The sequence below is a fragment of the Amycolatopsis sp. w19 genome, assembly GCF_051373225.1.
GTDB classification, from domain to species: Bacteria; Actinomycetota; Actinomycetes; order Mycobacteriales; family Pseudonocardiaceae; genus Amycolatopsis; species Amycolatopsis japonica.
In genome coordinates, this window is record NZ_JBPQFM010000010.1 from 1 (window position 1) to 17,007 (window position 17,007).

General features: G+C 69.2%; 20 protein-coding genes and 1 pseudogene. 12 read left to right on the top strand and 9 right to left on the bottom strand.

The genetic code is table 11. The features are described 5' to 3' along the window. Together ACSMFO_RS20480 and ACSMFO_RS20485 are read left to right on the top strand one after the other, a co-directional pair. On the top strand, window positions 1-820 hold an 820-nt coding region (locus ACSMFO_RS20480; protein ID WP_436460099.1), incomplete at its 5' end, for a DUF222 domain-containing protein. A gap of 76 nt (window positions 821-896) precedes the next feature. After that, entirely contained in the window at window positions 897-1,328 is a 432-nt protein-coding gene (locus tag ACSMFO_RS20485; protein WP_436460100.1) for a MepB family protein, read from the top strand. Window positions 1,329-1,434: 106 nt separating this feature from the next. On the opposite strand, the gene ACSMFO_RS20490 is transcribed toward ACSMFO_RS20485, so the two are convergent. Beyond that, window positions 1,435-1,875, bottom strand: coding sequence for a hypothetical protein (locus ACSMFO_RS20490; protein ID WP_436460101.1), 441 nt, complete (start codon window positions 1,873-1,875; stop codon window positions 1,435-1,437). A gap of 485 nt (window positions 1,876-2,360) precedes the next feature. On the opposite strand from ACSMFO_RS20490, the pseudogene ACSMFO_RS20495 reads away from it, so the two are divergent. After that, a pseudogene (locus ACSMFO_RS20495) lies at window positions 2,361-3,572 on the top strand (alpha/beta hydrolase); the annotation flags it as partial. A gap of 15 nt (window positions 3,573-3,587) precedes the next feature. Here ACSMFO_RS20495 and ACSMFO_RS20500 read toward each other — a convergent pair. Both ACSMFO_RS20500 and ACSMFO_RS20505 read right to left on the bottom strand, forming a co-directional pair. After that, window positions 3,588-4,307 carry an ABC transporter permease gene (locus ACSMFO_RS20500; RefSeq protein WP_436460102.1) on the bottom strand — a complete coding sequence of 240 codons (720 nt, stop codon included), beginning with the start codon at window positions 4,305-4,307 and terminating at the stop codon, window positions 3,588-3,590. 14 nt (window positions 4,308-4,321) lie between these two features. Beyond that, window positions 4,322-5,203, bottom strand: a complete 882-nt coding sequence (locus ACSMFO_RS20505) for an ABC transporter ATP-binding protein (protein WP_436460103.1) — start codon at window positions 5,201-5,203, stop codon at window positions 4,322-4,324. Between the two features lie 119 nt (window positions 5,204-5,322). Here ACSMFO_RS20505 and ACSMFO_RS20510 point away from each other — a divergent pair, with 119 nt between their 5' ends. Together ACSMFO_RS20510 and ACSMFO_RS20515 are read left to right on the top strand one after the other, a co-directional pair. Continuing rightward, a complete protein-coding gene (locus ACSMFO_RS20510; RefSeq protein ID WP_436460267.1) occupies window positions 5,323-6,426 on the top strand; it encodes a sensor histidine kinase in 1,104 nt (367 codons plus the stop codon). Beyond that, window positions 6,423-7,025, top strand: coding sequence for a response regulator transcription factor (locus tag ACSMFO_RS20515; RefSeq protein ID WP_038511038.1), 603 nt, complete (start codon window positions 6,423-6,425; stop codon window positions 7,023-7,025). The genes ACSMFO_RS20510 and ACSMFO_RS20515 overlap by 4 nt, the downstream gene beginning before the upstream one ends. Here ACSMFO_RS20515 and ACSMFO_RS20520 read toward each other — a convergent pair. Then, a complete protein-coding gene (locus ACSMFO_RS20520) occupies window positions 7,022-7,591 on the bottom strand; it encodes a helix-turn-helix domain-containing protein (protein ID WP_436460104.1) in 570 nt (189 codons plus the stop codon). The genes ACSMFO_RS20515 and ACSMFO_RS20520 overlap by 4 nt on opposite strands. A gap of 68 nt (window positions 7,592-7,659) precedes the next feature. Here ACSMFO_RS20520 and ACSMFO_RS20525 point away from each other — a divergent pair, with 68 nt between their 5' ends. From ACSMFO_RS20525 to ACSMFO_RS20540, 4 genes are read left to right on the top strand one after another with little or no spacing between them, the layout of a single operon-like run. Beyond that, window positions 7,660-8,253: a class I SAM-dependent methyltransferase gene (locus tag ACSMFO_RS20525; RefSeq protein ID WP_436460105.1), complete on the top strand. Its 594-nt coding sequence runs from the start codon at window positions 7,660-7,662 to the stop codon at window positions 8,251-8,253. Then, window positions 8,250-8,714, top strand: a complete 465-nt coding sequence (locus ACSMFO_RS20530) for a DinB family protein (RefSeq protein ID WP_436460106.1) — start codon at window positions 8,250-8,252, stop codon at window positions 8,712-8,714. The genes ACSMFO_RS20525 and ACSMFO_RS20530 overlap by 4 nt, the downstream gene beginning before the upstream one ends. A gap of 13 nt (window positions 8,715-8,727) precedes the next feature. Then, entirely contained in the window at window positions 8,728-9,666 is a 939-nt protein-coding gene (locus ACSMFO_RS20535; RefSeq protein ID WP_436460107.1) for an alpha/beta fold hydrolase, read from the top strand. Window positions 9,667-9,703: 37 nt separating this feature from the next. Further along, a complete protein-coding gene (locus ACSMFO_RS20540; protein WP_436460108.1) occupies window positions 9,704-10,183 on the top strand; it encodes a DinB family protein in 480 nt (159 codons plus the stop codon). Between the two features lie 50 nt (window positions 10,184-10,233). Here ACSMFO_RS20540 and ACSMFO_RS20545 read toward each other — a convergent pair whose 3' ends face one another. From ACSMFO_RS20545 to ACSMFO_RS20555, 3 genes are all read right to left on the bottom strand, one after another. Continuing rightward, complete coding sequence (locus ACSMFO_RS20545; protein WP_436460109.1) at window positions 10,234-11,391, bottom strand: S1 family peptidase; 1,158 nt, start codon at window positions 11,389-11,391, stop codon at window positions 10,234-10,236. Window positions 11,392-11,579: 188 nt separating this feature from the next. Beyond that, on the bottom strand, window positions 11,580-12,314 hold the full coding sequence (locus ACSMFO_RS20550; RefSeq protein ID WP_436460110.1) for a TioE family transcriptional regulator: 735 nt from the start codon (window positions 12,312-12,314) through the stop codon (window positions 11,580-11,582). 18 nt (window positions 12,315-12,332) lie between these two features. Beyond that, window positions 12,333-12,782: a DUF6194 family protein gene (locus ACSMFO_RS20555; RefSeq protein WP_436460111.1), complete on the bottom strand. Its 450-nt coding sequence runs from the start codon at window positions 12,780-12,782 to the stop codon at window positions 12,333-12,335. An 80-nt stretch (window positions 12,783-12,862) separates the two neighbouring features. On the opposite strand from ACSMFO_RS20555, the gene ACSMFO_RS20560 reads away from it, so the two are divergent. Continuing rightward, window positions 12,863-13,555, top strand: coding sequence for a MerR family transcriptional regulator (locus ACSMFO_RS20560; RefSeq protein WP_436460112.1), 693 nt, complete (start codon window positions 12,863-12,865; stop codon window positions 13,553-13,555). A gap of 92 nt (window positions 13,556-13,647) precedes the next feature. Here ACSMFO_RS20560 and ACSMFO_RS20565 read toward each other — a convergent pair whose 3' ends face one another. Then, a complete protein-coding gene (locus ACSMFO_RS20565) occupies window positions 13,648-14,109 on the bottom strand; it encodes a peroxiredoxin (RefSeq protein ID WP_436460113.1) in 462 nt (153 codons plus the stop codon). 37 nt (window positions 14,110-14,146) lie between these two features. Further along, window positions 14,147-14,401 (bottom strand): hypothetical protein, encoded by a 255-nt coding sequence (locus tag ACSMFO_RS20570; protein ID WP_038511068.1) that lies wholly within the window; start codon window positions 14,399-14,401, stop codon window positions 14,147-14,149. Between the two features lie 114 nt (window positions 14,402-14,515). On the opposite strand from ACSMFO_RS20570, the gene ACSMFO_RS20575 reads away from it, so the two are divergent. Continuing rightward, a complete protein-coding gene (locus ACSMFO_RS20575) occupies window positions 14,516-15,319 on the top strand; it encodes a class I SAM-dependent methyltransferase (RefSeq protein ID WP_436460114.1) in 804 nt (267 codons plus the stop codon). A gap of 60 nt (window positions 15,320-15,379) precedes the next feature. Further along, window positions 15,380-16,957 (top strand): adenylate/guanylate cyclase domain-containing protein, encoded by a 1,578-nt coding sequence (locus ACSMFO_RS20580; protein ID WP_436460115.1) that lies wholly within the window; start codon window positions 15,380-15,382, stop codon window positions 16,955-16,957. Window positions 16,958-17,007 lie beyond the last annotated feature (50 nt).

Genomic DNA, 17,007 nt, shown 5'->3' on the forward strand with positions numbered 1-17,007 from the left:
TCTCGCCCCGAACGCCGGTCCGCGGCAGCTCGCCAAGGCCGAGGCGAACCTGCAAGGCTTGCTGAATCCCGACGGCAAGGAACCCAAAGATCCTGAGCCGAAGGAACCACGGCGGGAGATCACCCTGGAGCGGCGCAAGGACGGCTTCTGGAAGCTCACCGGCCTGCTCGATGACGAGACCGGGGCCCGGACCGCCGCAGCGCTGGAAGCACACGCCCAGCCGCGGCCGGTGGATGAGTTCGGGCAGGCGGATCTGCGGATGAAGTGCGAACGCATGGGAGATGCCTGGGCCGAGCTGCTCGATCTGGCCATCGCCTGCCCGGACCAACCGGGCACCAGCGGCTACCGCACCTTGGTGCATGTCACCGTCGGGCTTGAGGAACTGAAGTCCGGTCTCGGGACCGCGTGTCTCGACTTCGTGGGGACGATGACGGCACGGGAAGCCCGGCTCGCCGCCTGCGACTGCCTCATGCTGCCGATCGTGATGAGCGCCTCGGGGGAACCCCTGGACATGGGTCGCCTGAGACGCTTCGTCACCCCAGGCCAGAGACGCGCACTCAACATCCGAGACGGCGGTTGCGCATTCCCGGGCTGTCATCGGAAGCCGAAGAATTGCCACGCTCATCATATTGAGCACTGGGCAGACGGCGGCCCCACCGATCTCCGGAATCTCGTGCTCGTCTGTGGTTTCCATCATCGGTTGATTCACCACGGTGACTGGGAAGTACGCATGGCCGCCGACGGGCTACCGGAGTTCATCCCACCCCAATACCGTGACCCGCTCCGAAAACCTCGGCGCAACACCCTGCACCACGTCTGAAACACCGAGGAGCCCGCCAGCCACACCGGCGACGGGCCCCTCGGCATGCCCGGCCGCTAGCAGCTAGTTTTGCGGTGTGCAGTTCAGTGCGTTCGAGGCTTATGCGGCCGAAGTGGGTGTGACCGTTGAGGTGATCCCCGAGACGCAGAACAGCGACTACGAGGCGGGAATCGTCCAGATCTGCGACGAGGCGTGGCATATCCGTACTGCGCGAAACACTCCGGCCAAGCCGGGCGCTTTCGTCGCCTTCTGGCAGAGGGGCGCGAGCGGAACGACGACCCCGTTCAGTGACGACGATCCCGCCGCAGGCTTGCTTGTCTTCGTCGAGCAACACGGCCGACGCGGTGTTTTCCGGTTCACCGGCGCCCATCTCGCCGAACTCGGCATCACCTCAGGGAAGCGGCCGGGCAAACGTGGGTTCCGGGTGTATCCGAGCTGGTGCGACGGGTTGAACACGCAGGCCACAGCCACGCAACGAGCTCAGGCGTCGGCGTTCCGGGAGTTTTGAGCCGCTGCGCGACGACCCCTCGCGGGCGTTGTCCACCGGGCGTTCACCCCGAGGCCTCCCGAGCCGATCGACCCGGGAGCCCGAGCCGATCGGCGGGTGAGGCCGGTTACGGGAAGTACGGGTTGTCGTTGCCGTAATCCTTGCAAGAGTCCAGCCCCGGCCGGATGTCCGTGCATACCCGCAGTGTGGGCCCGAAGATGCCGTTGCTGTCAGATCCCGCGATGCCCTTCCAGGTAATGGTCTTGCCGCAGCCCTCGTTGTTGTCGCGCCGCTTGCCCTGCCACTCGCTCGTCCACCCCTTGTTGATGATGAAGTAGAAGTAGACGGGGTTCCCGTCGCACTTCGCGTCCTTCAACGTGACGTCGGCCTTGAAGCTGCCCCGGCCGGTCCACGTCAGCGTCCCGCTGAAGCTCGCGCCGCCGTCCGGCGACTTCCCGGAGATGGACTTCGACTGGTCCGCCGCCGCGGATCCCGCGCCGACGAACGTCAGCGCGAGCGCCATCAACACCGACACAAGACCTGCGACGACCCTCGAACGAGCTCTCATGACAATCCCCTCGTGATCTGCCGACAGCGCCCGGACCACGCACCGATCGGGGCGGATCCGGACTCGCGTCAGCTGTTTCCCCGCCCACGTCGGGCGAGGCACTTACGATCCCGGGAGCGCTTTCATCCTGCTTTCATGCCATGAAACCCCGAAAAGCCCCCCCAGCGGGCTAGACGTCTCCGACCGCAGACGGACGCCCCCGCACAAGCCGGCTCCCTAGCCTGAAACCCGGGATTTTCCTCGACATCAGGGAGTTCGCGTTGCCAAGGAAAACAGCCGCCCTGGTGGCATTACTGGTCGCCGCCGCGTTGACTCCGGCGACCGCCACCGCGGCCCAGTCGATCACCTGGCACGGTTGCGTGACCGGGCCCGGCGACAGCGTCGGCGTGGAGCTGGACAAAGCGGGCGCGCAGTGCGCCGACGTCGCCGTGCCGGTCGACTACCGCCATCCGCGCGGACGCCGGATCACGGTCGCGCTGGCCCGGATGAAGGCCACCGATCCCGCGCGCCGCCGCGGCGTGGTGCTGCTCAATCCCGGAGGGCCGGGCGGGCCGGCCAGGGAATTGGTCTTGGCGGGGGCGTTCATGCCGGAGATCGCCGCGCGGTACGACCTCGTCGGCATGGATCCGCGGTTCGTCGGGCGCAGTTCGCCGCTGCGGTGCGACTGGAAGACCGACACGTTCACGCGGTCGGCCGGACCCGACTTGAAGACGTTCGGCGAAAGTGTGGCCCTCGCCAAGGAACTGGCGCGCGGTTGTTCGGGTAACGACCCCATGTTGTTGCGGGCGGCGTCGACCCGCAACACCGCACGGGACATGGACCTCGTCCGCGAGGCGCTCGGCGAGCGGAAGATCTCCTACATCGGCGCCTCCTACGGGACGTACCTCGGCGCGGTGTATCTCCAGATGTTCGGTTCGCGGGCCGACCGGTTCGTGCTCGACTCGGCGGTGGATCCCGAGGCGTACGGGCCCGGGCTGCTCCGCCCGACCGCACCGTCGCTCGACGCCGCGCTGCGGAACTGGGCACGGACGGCGAAGGGCCTGGGGGAGACCGTGGACCAGGTCCTGGCGACCGTGCGGGACATCGCGCGTTCGGCCGAGCGGCGGCCGTTCGCGGTCGGAAAGTACACAGTGGACGGTCACACGGTGCCGTATGTGTTCTTCGCGAACCTTTATGACGACAGGCCCGCTTCGCAGGCCGAGTTCACCGCCACCGTACTGACTCTCCGGGCCGCCGCGGCCGGTCTGCCCGCGAACCCTTCGCCCGCGTTGAGCGCGCTTCTCGACGGCCTGACGACGGGTTCCGGCGCCGCGACCGACCGGGCCGGGACGCCGGTCGTCTGCGCCGATCGCGCGGCCGACCGCGATGCCATGGCGTACTACCGGGACATCCAGGAGCATCGCGCCGCCGAGCCCCTCTTCGGCCCGTTGTCCCGCAACATCACTCCGTGCGCGTTCTGGCCCGTGGCTCCCGCCGAACCCGCCACCCGCATCCGCACCACCGCGCCGGCGTTGCTGCTCGGCTCGACCGGCGATCCGGCGACGCCCTACGCGGGACAACTCGCGATGCGCAGGGCGCTCGCCGGGTCGAGCATGGTGACGGTGGAAGGCGCGTACCGCCACTCGGTCTTCTTGAAGGGTGACGCGTGCGTCGACACGGCAGTGCGTGACTACCTGCTGAGCGGCAGGCTTCCAGCCGACCGGACCTGCCGGTCATCGGCGCGGCTCCCAGCGGAAGAGCCGCGCCGCCAGGACGACGGCGACGACGACCCACGCGAGGGTCGGGGCGAGCAGGAGCAACGAATCGGTGAGAGCCACGCCACCGTTCCACGCGTTGACGGCGAGTTCGGTGGCCGAACCTCCGGGCAGCAGGCGTTTGAGCAGCGTCAGATCGTCGGTGCCGGAGATGCCGACCCAGCTCGCCACCGCGATCACGCCGAGGCTGACCGGCAGAGTGGTCACCTGCGCGTGTTCGGGGGAGTTGGTCAGACCCGCGGTGGCCAGGCCGAGGCCGATCATCATGGCGACGCTGGCGAGCACCGCCACCACCAGCAGTCCGACGTTGGCGGGCGTGTCCGTGACGACGCCCAGCACGGTCATGATCACGGCCACCTGGACGAGTGAGATGACCGTGACCGGCAGCACCAACCCGGCCAGGATCGACGCGTCGCCGGCCGCGGTGGAGCGCAGTCGCTTCAGGAACAGGTTCTGCCGTCGTGAGGCCAGCGTGGTCACCGCGCTGGTGTAGAGACCGAACGCGCACACGGTGAACATCACGATCGCCGCGATGTAGCCGAGGCTGCCGATCTCGGCGAAAACCTCGTGCTGGTAGACGAAGAACGCGGAAATGGCGAGGGGCATCACGAAGCTGGTGATCAGGACCGACCGGTTCCGGAAGATCTGGATCAGTTCGCTACGGGCTATCGAGAGCATGACAACTCAGTCCTTCAGTCGTTTTCGATGGCGCGGAACACGTCGTCGAGCCGGGTCGGCCCCGCTTCGAGATCCGGTAGTTCGATCGCGTGGTCCCGCGCCCACCGGAGCAGGATGTGCAGGTCCTTCTGCAGCCCGAAGGTCTCGATGACGAACTTCCCGTCGTGTTCCCGTTTGCCCTGCACCGGCAGCACGGGAGCCGAAGACGGCAGCGAGAACCGGATCACCGACGGCAGCGTCCGCGTCAGTTCGGCGACCGTGCCCTCCCGGTGGAACGTGCCCCGGTGCATCAGGCCGATGCGGTCGGCGCGCTGCTGTGCCTCTTCCAGGTAATGCGTCGTGAGCACGATCGTCGAGCCGTCCTCGCGCAGGTTGTCGACCGCGTCCCACAGCGCGTCCCGCGACTGGATGTCCAGCCCGGTGGTCGGCTCGTCCAGGAACACCAGCCGCGGCGAGCCGTACACCGCGGTCGCGAAGTCGAGCCGCCGCTTCTCACCGCCCGAAAGCTGGGACACCTTCGTGTCGGCCTTGCGGGTCAGGTCCACGATGCCGAGCACCCGTTCGAGCCGGTCCGTGCGGCGGGTCAGCGCCCCGATCAGGCGAATCGACTCCTTCACCGTCAGATCCGGTGAGAAACCGCTCTCCTGCAACATGACGCCCATCTCGGGGCGCACGGCCGCGCGGTCCCGCGGGCTCTTCCCGAGCACCCGCACGGTGCCCGACGTCGGATTCCGGTGTCCTTCCAGGGTTTCCAAGGTCGAGGTCTTCCCTGCGCCGTTCGTGCCCAGCAGGGCGTAGAACTCGCCTCGCCGGACCTGAAAGGACAGATCCTTCACGGCGTGGAAGTCGCCGTATTTCAGGTTCAGCCGGTCAACGTCGATCGCTGTCGGAGTCATACCTCGATCTCAGCCGTCCGGGCACGCCCCGGCCAGTGCGGTCACGTCACGAGGAAACCATGACGTGGTGTCACTGTTTCCCCCGCCGAAGGAGAGCCGATACTGGACTCATGTCTGATGTGGACACCGAGCCGGCGAAGGGACAGCTGCGCAAGCTGAACCTCACCATGTTCGTCCCGCTGCTCGTCGTCGGCGGGGTGATCGTGGTCGCCTCGGATTCGCGGACCTGGTGGCACGCGGTCGTCCTGAGCGTGGGTGTGCTGGCGGCCCTGGTCGCCTTCGTGCGCTGGGCGGCGGGCGAGGTCCTACGGGTCGCGATCCCGTGCCTGGCGATCACGGCGGCCGTCTGGCCGTTCTCGGTGCTGCTCGTCGGCGGCAGTTCGGCGTTCTTCGGCGTCTTCCTCGTGGGCTCCCTCGTCGTCCCGCAACTGCCACGCCATCGGATCCCGGCGGCCGTCGCGCTCGTCGGCTACATCGCCGCGGTGGGCGCGTTGAGACTGCTGGTCTCGAACGAGGACGTGTCCGGTGAGCTGGTCAGTTTCGTGTTCGTGCCGGCCGCGATCACCGCCGTCGTGCTCGGCCTGATGTTCCCCAACAAACGGTTCTACGACGTCGTCAAGGAGCTCGAGGAGTCGCGCGAGCGGGAGGCGGAACTGGCCGTGATCAGGGAACGCGTCCGGTTCGCGAGCGATCTGCACGACATCCAGGGCCACACGCTGCACGTCGTGAAGCTCAAGACGGCGCTCGCCGCGAAACTGGTGGACATCGACGCCGGGCGGGCCAAACAGGAACTGGCGGAGATCCACGCGCTCGTGGCCGACACGATCACCCAGACGAAGGAACTCGCCTACGCCCAGCGCCGGCTCAACCTCTCCGCCGAACTGGAGAACGCGAGGAACCTCTTCGAGGCCGCGGGGATCCGCGTGCGCGTCGACCGGGAGGCGGACGTCGATCCGGGGGCGGGCAGGCTGCTCGGCCAGGTCCTGCGCGAGACCACGACCAACATCCTGCGCCACGCGCAGGCGACCCGCGTGCGGATCACCCTGTCGGAATGGAGCATCAGTATCGTCAACGACGGCGCCCCGCGAACGCCACCGCCCGAACTCCGCGGGCTGGCCGCGCTCGAACAACGCGTCGTCGCCGACGGCGGGGAACTGACGGTGGAACAGGAAGACGGGCGGTTCGTGACGGCGGCGTCCTTCCCTGCCCTGGAGGAACGATGACCACGGTGGTGCTCGCCGACGACGAAGCCTTGCTGCGCAAGGCGATGGCCGCGTTGCTCCCGCTCGAAGGCGAGATCACCGTCCTGGCCGAGGCGGAGAACGGCGACGAGGCGGTCGAGGCCACCCTGCGGCACGAGCCCGACGTCCTCGTCATCGACCTCGAAATGCCCGGTGTGGACGGGCTCGGCGCGGTCGCGGAGATCCGGCGCACCCGGCCGGACCAGGTCATCCTCATGCTGACCCGGCACGCGAAACCCGGCGTGCTCCGCAAGGCCCTCAAACTCGGCGTCCAGGGCTTCGTCAGCAAGGCCGCCGACCCGTCGCACATCACGTTCGTCATCGCCACGCTGCACCAGGGAAAACGCTGGATCGACCCGGACGTCTCCGCGCTCGCCGTCGTCGACGACTGTCCGCTCACCGAGCGGGAGCTGGAGGTGTTGCGGGTGACCGGCGAGGGCTATTCGGTCGCCGAGATCGCCGGACGGCTCCATCTCGCGCAGGGCACCGTGCGCAACTATCTCTCGAACGCCATGCAGAAGACCCAGACGCAGACCCGGCACGAGGCCGCCCGGTACGCGCGCGAGCACGACTGGCTCTAACGCGCCCGCACATGGGCGCGTTCGCCCTGCGGCCCGAACAGGACGAGGGTTTCGACGGCGTGCCCGTCGGCCGAGCCGAGCCAATGCGGAAGCGCGGTGTCGAATTCGGCGGCCTCTCCCGGCGGGAGGACCATGTCCCGGTCGCCGACCATCAGCCGCAACCGTCCATTGAGGACATACACCCATTCGTAGCCGCCGTGGGTCTGCGGCGTGGGTTCCGCCGGTGCGTCCCGGCTGGGGATGAGCATCTTGAACGCCTGCACCCCGCCCGCACGCCGGGTGAGCGGGAGGAACGTCATGCCGTGGCGGTGAATCGGCTGCAGATGGATCCGCGGATCACCGGTCCGGGGAGCGCCGACGAGGTCGTCGAGCGGCACGCCGTGCACCCGGGCGAGCGGGAGCAGCAGTTCGAGCGTCGGCCGCCGCCCGCCGCTTTCCAACCGTGACAACGTGCTTTCCGAGATCCCGGTCGCCGCCGACAGTTCGGCGAGGGTCAGGCCGCGGTGTTTGCGCAGCGCTCGCAACCGCGGGCCGACCGCGTCGAGCACCTCGTCCGTTTCGTCCATGCCCTCGATCTTGCCAGGTCGGCAAGTTTTCGTGCCAAACCGGCGGACCGGCGGCGAAGGTGGCGATCATGAGCGCTACGAAATTCTGGGACGAACTCCACGAACGGCGGGCCGCCGGAACGCCGAAGGTGAACATGAGACTGGCCGAGATCGCGGGCTCGCTGACCCCGGGCAGCGCGCTGGACCTCGGCTGCGGAGCCGGGGGAGACGCGCTCTGGCTGGCGGCCCGAGGCTGGCGGGTGACCGCGGTCGACATCTCCGGAGCGGCCGTGCGTTCGCTCCAGGCACGCGGCGAGCCGATCACGGCGCTTCGCGTCGACGTCGCCGAAGACTTCCCCGAGGGCACCTTCGACCTGGTGTCCGCGCAGTACTTCCACACGCCCTTCGAACTGGACCGGGCGCGGGTGCTGCGCACCGCCGCGGGCTCGGTGAACCCCGGCGGGCGGCTGGTCGTCGTCGACCACGGTTCCGCCGCGCCGTGGTCGTGGGATCAGGACGCCGAGTTCGCCACTCCCGGCGAGGTGGCGGCCGGGCTGGACCTCGACCCGGCGGTCTGGTCGATCGATCGCGCGGAGGCGGCCGAACGCCTGGCCACCGGCCCGGCGGGCCGGACCGCGACGGTCGTCGACCACATCCTGATCCTCCGGCGGGCCGGGCGATGAGCCGGAAACGCGACACCGGGCCGCCGTCGACCGGAGCCGGCGAGAAGGACGTGCTCGCCGGGTTCCTCGACTATCTCCGCGCCACGGTCATGGCCAAGGCCGAAGGCGTTCCGGAAGACCGGGCCCGCGTTCCCGGCGTGCCGTCCGGCACGAATCTGCTGGGCCTGGTCCAGCACCTGACCCAGGTGGAACGGCATTGGCTGCTCGGCCACCGCGTCACCGACTGGAAGGCGACGTTCCACCCGGGCCCGGACGACACGACGGCGTCGATTCTGGCCGCCTACCGGGAAACCGTCGCCGAGGCGAATCAAGCGATCGCCTCCTGGGACGACCTCACCGCGGCGGGGCCTCGCCGGGCATCGCGACGCTGGACGCTGACCCACCTGATCGAGGAGACCGCGCGGCACGCGGGACACGCCGACATCCTGCGCGAACTGATCGATGGCGCCACCGGGCGCTGAAACGGAGATCCCCATGTTCCACCGAGCCGCCGCGTTCGTCGCGGCCCTCGTCCTGCTGACGGCCTGCGGTTCGCCTCCGGTCACCGCTGCCCCGCCCCCGGGGTTCCGGCACGAACTCGCCGACGTCGACGGGGTGAAGATGCATTACGTCACCGGCGGCAAGGGTGCCCCGCTCGTGCTGCTGCACGGCTGGCCGCAGACCTGGTACGGCTGGCACCGGGTCATGCCCGCGCTGGCCGAACACTTCACGGTGTACGCCCTCGACCTGCCCGGTCTAGGCGACAGCGACGGCTCGCCGCCCAGCTACGACAAGGCCACCCTCGCCCGCTACGTGCACGGCCTCGTCGCCGGACGGCTGGGCCTGCGCGACGCCCGGATCGCCGGCCACGACCTCGGCGCCGCCGTCGCCTTCCAGTACGCCGCGCAATTCCCCGGCGATCTCACCAAACTCGCCTATCTCGATCTGCCGCTGCCGGGACCCGCGCTCGACGCGACGGCCTACCGGAACCTGAGCTGGCATATCGCGTTCCACTCGCAGAAGACGGTTCCCGAAGCCGTCGTCGGCGACGACGTGCGCGAATACCTGTCCCTGTTCTATCCCCAGGTCGCCTACTCGGGAACGGCCTTCGGCGGTCCCGGCGCGCCGTCACCGTTCGACGACGCGGAGATCGACGAGTACGCCCGTACCTACTCCAGGCCGGAGGTCCTGCACGGCGGTTTCGAGCTCTACCGGACGCTCGGGCAGGACGTGACCGCGAACGCCGGCGCGAAACCCATCTCCACGCCGACTTTGCTGATGACAGCGGAGGGATTGCTCGAACCGCAGAAGGCCACGCTGGCGCCCCGCGTCGCGAACCTGGCGCGCGCGGTCGAGGTGCCGAAGGCGGGACATTGGCTCGCCGAAGAGAATCCGGCGTTCGTCAGCGCCGAACTGATCGGCTTCCTGAAGTAGGTTGCCCGAGATCGAGAACCTTTGCGATGCTTCGCGCATGTCCACGCTGGAAGTCCTCAACCACCCGTTCCGCGAGCAGTTCGAGGTCTTCCTCGACGAACATCGTCGTGTCCTGGACGAATCCCTGGAAGGGCTGACCGAGGAACAGGCACGCCGGTCGCTCGTCCCCTCCCGGACGACCCTGCTCGGTCTGGTGAAGCACGCGACCTTCGTGGAAAAGGTGTGGTTCGTCGAAGGGATCACCTGCCGCCCGCGGACCGAGATCGGTCTCCCCGAGACACCCGACGAATCGTTCATCCTCACCGAGGAGGACACGATCGCCTCCGTGCGGCAGGCATACCGCGAAGCCTGTGAGGTGTCCCGCAAGGCCGCGGCCGCCCTCGAACTGGACGACCTGATCCACGGGAACCGGCGCGGCCCGCTCCCGCTGCGCTGGGTGTACCTGCACATGCTGCGGGAACTCGCCCAGCACGGCGGCCACGCGGACATCCTGCGCGAGCAGATCCTGAACTCCTAGAAACGACGATGCCGGGGAGCGATGGCTCCCCGGCATCGTCGTTTCGTTCGTCAGGAACGGGTCAGCGTGACGCCGTACTTGTTCGCCGCGTCCACGACGGGCTGGTAGTAGGAGTACGAGCCGGTGGCGTTGGCACCTTCGTTGTAACCGCAGTCGTGGCCGTCGGCCGGGCCGCCGGAGGTCATGCCCTGCGCGGTGTTGCCCGCGATGTAGGCGCCGCCGCTGTCACCGCCCTCGGTGCAGACGGTCGACTTCGCCAGCCCGGTGGTGGCGACGCTTTCGCCGCTGTAGCGCACGGTCTGGTTGTACGCGGTGATCTTGCCGCAGGTCCAGCCGGTGGTGTTGCCCGCCTTGCACAGCGTGGTGCCGACCGGCGCCTTCGAGCTGCCGGTGATCCGCACCGTGGTGCCCTTGCGGGTGTCCACGTAGCCGCGGCCGGTGTCTTCGGCGTCGATGTCCATCAGGCCCATGTCGGTCGACGGGAACTGGGTGGCGACACCGCGGCCGATGTGGACGCCGTTGCGGTTGAGGATGTCCGGGTTGCCTTCGACGCAGTGCCCGGCGGTGAGCAGCACGTTGTTGCCGCTGCTGGTGGTGCCGGGGAAGCCGAGCGAGCAGTTGGTGCCCGGGTCGAGGTCCATGATCTGGCCGGGGATGACGTCGGCCTGCGTGGTGTTGCCGTTGGCGACACCGGTCTGGACCGCGACGCCGGGCAGCGCGGTGAGACGGCGCACGAGGGCGCTGTCGGCACCCGGCTGCACGGTGACGACGACCTGGTCGGCCGCGAGTTCCGGACCCCAGGACTGCACCTGGGTGACGTCCTTGCCGATCACCGTGCCGACCTTGGCGGACAGGGCGTTCAGCGCGTTCTCGCCGCGAGCACCGGTGCGCGGGGACAGCCCGGCGGAGCGAAGTTCCTTCGCGGAACCGGCGTCGGCGTTCACCACGAGGGCACCTGCGTTGTCGAAGTACGCGCCGTCGGTGTGGAGGCCACGATTTCTGACGTTGTCCAGCGACGCGATCAGGTTCTTCTCATGGTCCAGCTTCTGGGCGGCCTGAAGCGGGCTGACCTTGAGCTGGGCGGCGAGCGTCTGGAGCATCGTCTGGTCGTAGGACGTGACCGGCGCGGCGGTCGCCGGGACGGCGAGCGCGCCGATTCCGGCACAGACGCTGAACAGGGTGAGCATGACGGGTCCGCGAATTCGCATGCGAATTTCCTTCGATAAGGAGGGAACGACGAACCGCCGGAATATGTTCGGAAAGCGCAGGGGACCGGGCGGTTCATCTCGACGTGACGCACAGTACGAGCGCCCGCACGGCATGTCGTAGCGCCGAAAGTAGGATCCGTGATCGCGGACCTACTTTCGTATGCGGAAAGCGCGAATTGCCCGCGTATTCAATTGCGCGGAAGTGCCATTGTCCCAAAAGTGTCAGCGAGGTAGGCGTTCAGCGCGGCGGCACCGGAGAGCAGGGCGCGTCCCCTCGCCGCGAGCCGGGCGTGCCAGTCGCGCAGCGTCGACTCGAGCGGAACGACGCCGCCCGCCGAGCGGACCTGGTCGAGCACCGGCGCGATCCGCTCCAGGAGATAGCCGCCCCGCCTGAGCTGATGGGTCAGCTTCGCGTCGCGGACGTCGGCCGCGTTGTAGACGCGGTAGCCCGTCCTCGGGTCACGCTCGGGACGGAGAAGGCCGGCCCGTTCCCACTCGCGCAGGGTGGCCGGCCGGACGCCGAGTTTCCGGGACAGCGGGCCGACGAACAGGTCACCCCGTTCCTGGGGCACGGGTTCGAGATCGCGGAGCGCGGCCGTGACGGCCTGGAGGGTGCGGCGGTCGTCGAGCAGTTGCGCGTGGCTTTCGTCGACGAGCCGGAGCGCCTCCTCGACGTCGTCCCGATTGACCGCCCGCATGATCGACGCCGCCGTCGCGTGGCCGTGTCCCGGCACGAGGGCGAGGAAGGCACGCAGGGCTTGCGCGTGCAAGGGCGTATAGGTGCGATAGCCCTGCGGGCCGCGTTCGGCGGCGGGGAGGATGCCGTCCGCCTCGTAGTTGCGGACCGCCTGCGCGGACAGGCCGTGCTCGCGCGCGAGGTCGACCGGCCTGAGCCGATCACGGGTTCGAAGGTTCCGGCCCACCGCCCCAAGATATTCGCTCTACCGGTCGCGCGCGGATTCCGCCCGCCGCTCGTACCGGGCTCGGGCCAGCCGATAGGCCGTTTCAAGCAGCTCGCGAGTGGCCGTTTCGGTGTTCGACGCCGGGTTCACCACCGCCAGCCAGCCCGCGTTCCCGTACACGGGGTGGGCGATCAGGGTGTCGGTGTCGGCGGGGTTCTGGCCAAGATCGCGGGCGAACTCCTTCTTGCCGGCTTGGATGTTCACGCGGAAGGTGTCCGGGCGGTCCAGCCGCGAGGTCTCGTCGCCGGGGTAGTTCTTGGTCACGATGGTGGCGAAGGGCTGGACGTTGGTCGGGACGACGCCGTCGGGGGAGTAGTAGAAGAACGCGTCGCCCCAGCTGAGCTCCGGCCATTCGTCACCCGGCCCCGGGGTGAGGGTCAGGACGCCGTCGAGGCCCGAGACGAGGCCGATGATCTCTTCGATGGTCATGTGCTCAAGCGTGGCATTAAAGTGCTTGTGGAGGGTTCGAGCGCGTTTTCGACGGGGTGAAGGTGTCAAGTCTCAAATCGATGCGCACGGCGGAGGTCGCCCGCCTGGCGGGGTACTCCGTCCAGCAGGTGCGCAACCTCGAACGCGACGGCGTGCTCCCGGCGGCGTCGCGGACGGCTTCGGGCTACCGGAGCTACGGCGAGATCCACCTCCGGTCCGCGCTGGCCTACCGCGCGCTCGCCCCCGCGGTGGGGCCGGTCGAGGCCAAGGAGATCGTCCGCGCCGTGCACCAAGATCCGCTCCCCGAGGTCCTCGCGCGCCTCGACGCGGCCCACGCCGGGCTCGACGCCGAACGCGCGGATCTCCGGGACGCCAGGGAAGCCGTCCGGGTGATCTCCGGGGAGCCGATCGAAGACGTGCGCGGCTCGGACTCGATGAGCGTCTCCGAGCTCGCGTCGGCGCTCGGCGTGCGCCCGTCGACCCTGCGGCACTGGGACACGGAACGGCTCGTCGTGCCCGGCCGCGATCAGCGGGGGACGCGGCGGTACACGCCGTCCCAGGTGCGGGACGCGCGGATCGTGCATCAGCTTCGGCTGGCGGGCTACCGCGTCGCGCCCCTGCGCGCGTTGATGCCGGAACTGCGGCGATCCCGGCGGCTGGAGGACGTCGCTTCCGCGCTTTCCGCCAGGGACGCCGGGATCACGGCCCGCTCGCGGGCGCTTTTCGACGGCACGGCAGCGCTTTCCCGCCTCGTGAGTGGCGAGGACGGTTAGGGCCATCGCCGCTGGGGTTGCGAAAGCCACTTTCGCAACGTTGAAGGTTGCGAAAGTGGCTTTCGCAACGTCGGCCGTGGCCGAGACCGGCGTCAGGTGCGGGGAGTCCGTTCCCGCAGGGTCGTGAGCGCCTTGTCGGCGTGGACGTCGAATTTCAGCTCGCTCTTGATCACCGCGAGGATCCGGCGATCGGTGTCGATCACGAAGGTGCGCCGCTTGGCGTGCAGCGGGCTGAACCGGCGCCAGACGCCGAAGAGTTTGGCGACTTCTCCATCCACATCGGACAGAAGCGGATAGTCGAAGCCATGCAGGGCGGAGAATTCCCGCTGCTTGGTGATCCCGTCCGGGCTGATCCCGACGCGGTGGGCGCCGACCTCGCGGAACTCCGCGGCAAGATCGCGGAAGTGGCAGCTCTCGGCCGTGCAGCCCCCGGTCATCGCGGCGGGGTAGAAGAACAGCACGACCGGGCCGGTGGACAAGAACTCCGACAGCGTGCGGTCCTGGCCGGTGTCGTCGGGCAGGGTGAAGTCCGGGACGAGGTCTCCTTGATCCATGTCCGGTATTCGGAGCCACGGCCGCGCCGGATCGGTCTCAGCGCGTGCAGCGCCAGAAGACCGTCGCGTCGTAGGGTGAAATGACGATCTTGGAGTATTCCTCGCAGTCGGTGAACCCGGCCCGTTCCGCCTTTTTCTTGGCGTCTTGGCGGGCGTAGAAGAGCGCGAGGCCGAAGTCGCTCGATCCGTAGCCGACGAACTCCCTGGTCTCCAGCGTGGTCGCGGCGGCCGGGGTGGCGATCGAGCCCAGGACGGCGGCCGCGCCGAGCAGCGCGAGCAGAGTTTTCCTCATACCGGCCACGCTAGGGCCGGAACGTCCTCGAATCGCCCGCTGGACGGGTGTTCCCGCGGCCTCCGTCCGTCGCAGGCGGGTTCGCACGGAGCGCGAAACGGATATCGTCGCGGCATGTCCTCTCGCAAAGTGGGAACCCAGCGCGCCTTCGACGCGGCCGCCGCCGATTTCGCCGCGCTCGGGCGGTATCTGTGGGAGCCGATCGGCGCGGCAACGGTGGCCGCCGCCGGGCTCACCGAGGGAGACCGTGTCCTCGACGCCTGCTGCGGCACCGGGGCTTCGGCGATTCCGGCGGCGCACGCGGTCGGTGCCGGGGGTGTGGTGGACGCGCTCGATCTCTCCGGCCCGATGATCGGCGAGTTGCGCCGTCTTTCGGCCGGCTTGCCGCAGTTGCGCGCGCACGAGGCCGACGCGACGGCGTGGGACACCGGCGGCTACGACGTCGTGCAGTCCGCGCTCGGCATCTTCTTCTTCCCCGATATGACGGACGGGACCGACCGGCTGATCGCCAGGGCCCGGTCCGGTGGCCGGGTGGTGTTCACGATCTGGCGCGGCGGGTCCATGGTGGCCGCGGGCCGTCATCTCGGCCGCGCGGTCGCGGCGGTGACCGAGTCCGCGCCGCCGCCGGAGCGTGAACCGAGCCTGATCGATCGCATCGACCAGGCGGGCGCTTATGCCGAGTGGCTTTCCGGGCGGGATCTGTCCGATGTGGACGTCGTGGTCAACGAACTGCGGCTGACCATGACACCGGAGATCGCCTGGCTGGTCGTCATCGGCTCCGGATTCCGGGGACTGCTCGACGATCTGGAGCCCGGCGTCGTCGAGCGGGTGCGCGAGCGCTATCTCGAGTCCTTGCGCGCCGACGGGCTGACCGAACTCGACGCCACCACCCTGATCGGCTCCGGCACCGTCCGCTGACGGACACGCCCCTTTCGGTGTACAGTCGTTCACTCAAACCGGGTGAACGGCGGGACACGGGTGCGATCAGACAACGACTCCTCTGTTCGGGGCCGCGGGCAAGGGCCGTTCGGCTCCTGGCTGCTCGGCCCGCTCGCTCAGGACCCGGCCGTGTTGCGCCGTCGCGTCCAGGGACTGCTCACCGGGACCCTGATCGCGACCAACGTCATCGGCGCGCTGGTCGTGGTCGGGCTGGCGGCATTGCTCATGCCCGCCCCCGGCATGTCCGGCGAACTCATCCGGGTGACCGCGATCGCGGTCCCGGTCTACGTGGTCTCCGCCGTGGTGGTGGGCGCGCTGTGGGGCACCCGCGGCGCGCTGCGGACGTTGCGGTGGGCGGCCGAGGGCCGGACGCCGACCGACGAAGAACGCGCGTCGAGCCTTCGGGTCCCGCTGCGCCTGACGCTGGTCCAGGCGGTGTTGTGGGGTATCGCGACCGTCGTGTTCGGCGTGCTGGCCGCGCTGGTGCAGCCGCGGGTCATGCTCACCGAACTGCTCGTCGTCGCGTTCGCGGGGGTGGTCGTCTGCGCGATCGCCTATCTGGCCGGGGAATTCATCCTGCGGCCGTACGCGGCGCTGGCGTTGTCCGGCACCGTGCCGGCGCGGCCGCTCAGCGGCGGGGTGAACCTGCGGATGCTGCTGTTCTGGTGCCTCGGCACCGGGGTGCCGGTGGCGGGGCTGGTGGTCACGGCGGTGCTGGCGTGGGCACGCGGCGACGTGTCGACGACGAAACTCGCCATCTCGGTGATCGCCCTCGGGCTGGTGGTACTCGTCTTCGGACTGCTGGTGACGGTGTTCACCGCCCGCGCCGTGGTGAATCCGATCCGGTCGGTGCAGCACGCGCTGGGCCGGGTCCGTGCCGGTGACTTCACCGTCGAGATCCCGGTCTACGACGGCACCGAACTCGGTCTGCTGCAAGCGGGTTTCAACGGGATGGCCGTCGGTCTCGCCGAACGCGAACGTTTGCGGGACCTGTTCGGCAGGCATGTCGGCGAGGACGTCGCGACCGAGGCGATGCGCACGTCGGCCGAACTCGGTGGCACGGTCCGGACGGTGTCGGTGTTGTTCGTCGACCTGATCGGCTCGACCGCCCTGGCCGCGAGCCGTCCGCCCGAGGAGGTCGTCGGCCTGCTCAACCGGTTCTTCGCGGTGGTGGTCGACGAGGTCGACCGCAACCACGGGCTGGTCAACAAGTTCGTCGGTGACGCCGCGCTCGCGATCTTCGGCGCGCCGGTGCGGCTGGAGGACCACGCGACCCTCGCGCTTTCCACGGGACGGGCGATCGCGCGCAGGCTGGCGGCGGAGGTGCCGGAATGCCCGGCCGGGATCGGCGTGGCGACGGGTGAGGTGGTCGCCGGGAACGTCGGCGACCCGCGGCGGTTCGAGTACACGGTGATCGGCGATCCGGTGAACGAAGCGGCCCGGCTCACCGAGCTGGCGAAGAACGTCGAAGCCCGGCTGCTCGCTTCGTGGACGGCGATCGAGTCGGCCGCCGAAGCCGAGGCCGCGCGGTGGAAGGCGACTGAGGAGGTCACGTTGCGGGGCCGGTCCCGGTCCACCACACTCGCGACACCCGTGGCGGATTCACAGCCTCTGTGAAGGCACCGTGAATCTTGCGCGGCGGCCCGTACTCCGCCGGTGGCGGACCG

Excerpts from the sequence above, each read along its gene's own strand:
- ACSMFO_RS20490 (WP_436460101.1), bottom strand. The coding sequence starts at position 1,875 with ATGAGAGCTCGTTCGAGGGTCGTCGCAGGTCTTGTGTCGGTGTTGATG.
- ACSMFO_RS20500 (WP_436460102.1), bottom strand. The coding sequence starts at position 4,307 with ATGCTCTCGATAGCCCGTAGCGAACTGATCCAGATCTTCCGGAACCGG.
- ACSMFO_RS20505 (WP_436460103.1), bottom strand. The coding sequence starts at position 5,203 with ATGACTCCGACAGCGATCGACGTTGACCGGCTGAACCTGAAATACGGC.
- ACSMFO_RS20515 (WP_038511038.1), top strand. The coding sequence starts at position 6,423 with ATGACCACGGTGGTGCTCGCCGACGACGAAGCCTTGCTGCGCAAGGCG.
- ACSMFO_RS20520 (WP_436460104.1), bottom strand. The coding sequence starts at position 7,591 with ATGGACGAAACGGACGAGGTGCTCGACGCGGTCGGCCCGCGGTTGCGA.
- ACSMFO_RS20525 (WP_436460105.1), top strand. The coding sequence starts at position 7,660 with ATGAGCGCTACGAAATTCTGGGACGAACTCCACGAACGGCGGGCCGCC.
- ACSMFO_RS20530 (WP_436460106.1), top strand. The coding sequence starts at position 8,250 with ATGAGCCGGAAACGCGACACCGGGCCGCCGTCGACCGGAGCCGGCGAG.
- ACSMFO_RS20535 (WP_436460107.1), top strand. The coding sequence starts at position 8,728 with ATGTTCCACCGAGCCGCCGCGTTCGTCGCGGCCCTCGTCCTGCTGACG.
- ACSMFO_RS20540 (WP_436460108.1), top strand. The coding sequence starts at position 9,704 with ATGTCCACGCTGGAAGTCCTCAACCACCCGTTCCGCGAGCAGTTCGAG.
- ACSMFO_RS20545 (WP_436460109.1), bottom strand. The coding sequence starts at position 11,391 with ATGCGAATTCGCGGACCCGTCATGCTCACCCTGTTCAGCGTCTGTGCC.
- ACSMFO_RS20555 (WP_436460111.1), bottom strand. The coding sequence starts at position 12,782 with ATGACCATCGAAGAGATCATCGGCCTCGTCTCGGGCCTCGACGGCGTC.
- ACSMFO_RS20560 (WP_436460112.1), top strand. The coding sequence starts at position 12,863 with ATGCGCACGGCGGAGGTCGCCCGCCTGGCGGGGTACTCCGTCCAGCAG.
- ACSMFO_RS20565 (WP_436460113.1), bottom strand. The coding sequence starts at position 14,109 with ATGGATCAAGGAGACCTCGTCCCGGACTTCACCCTGCCCGACGACACC.
- ACSMFO_RS20570 (WP_038511068.1), bottom strand. The coding sequence starts at position 14,401 with ATGAGGAAAACTCTGCTCGCGCTGCTCGGCGCGGCCGCCGTCCTGGGC.
- ACSMFO_RS20575 (WP_436460114.1), top strand. The coding sequence starts at position 14,516 with ATGTCCTCTCGCAAAGTGGGAACCCAGCGCGCCTTCGACGCGGCCGCC.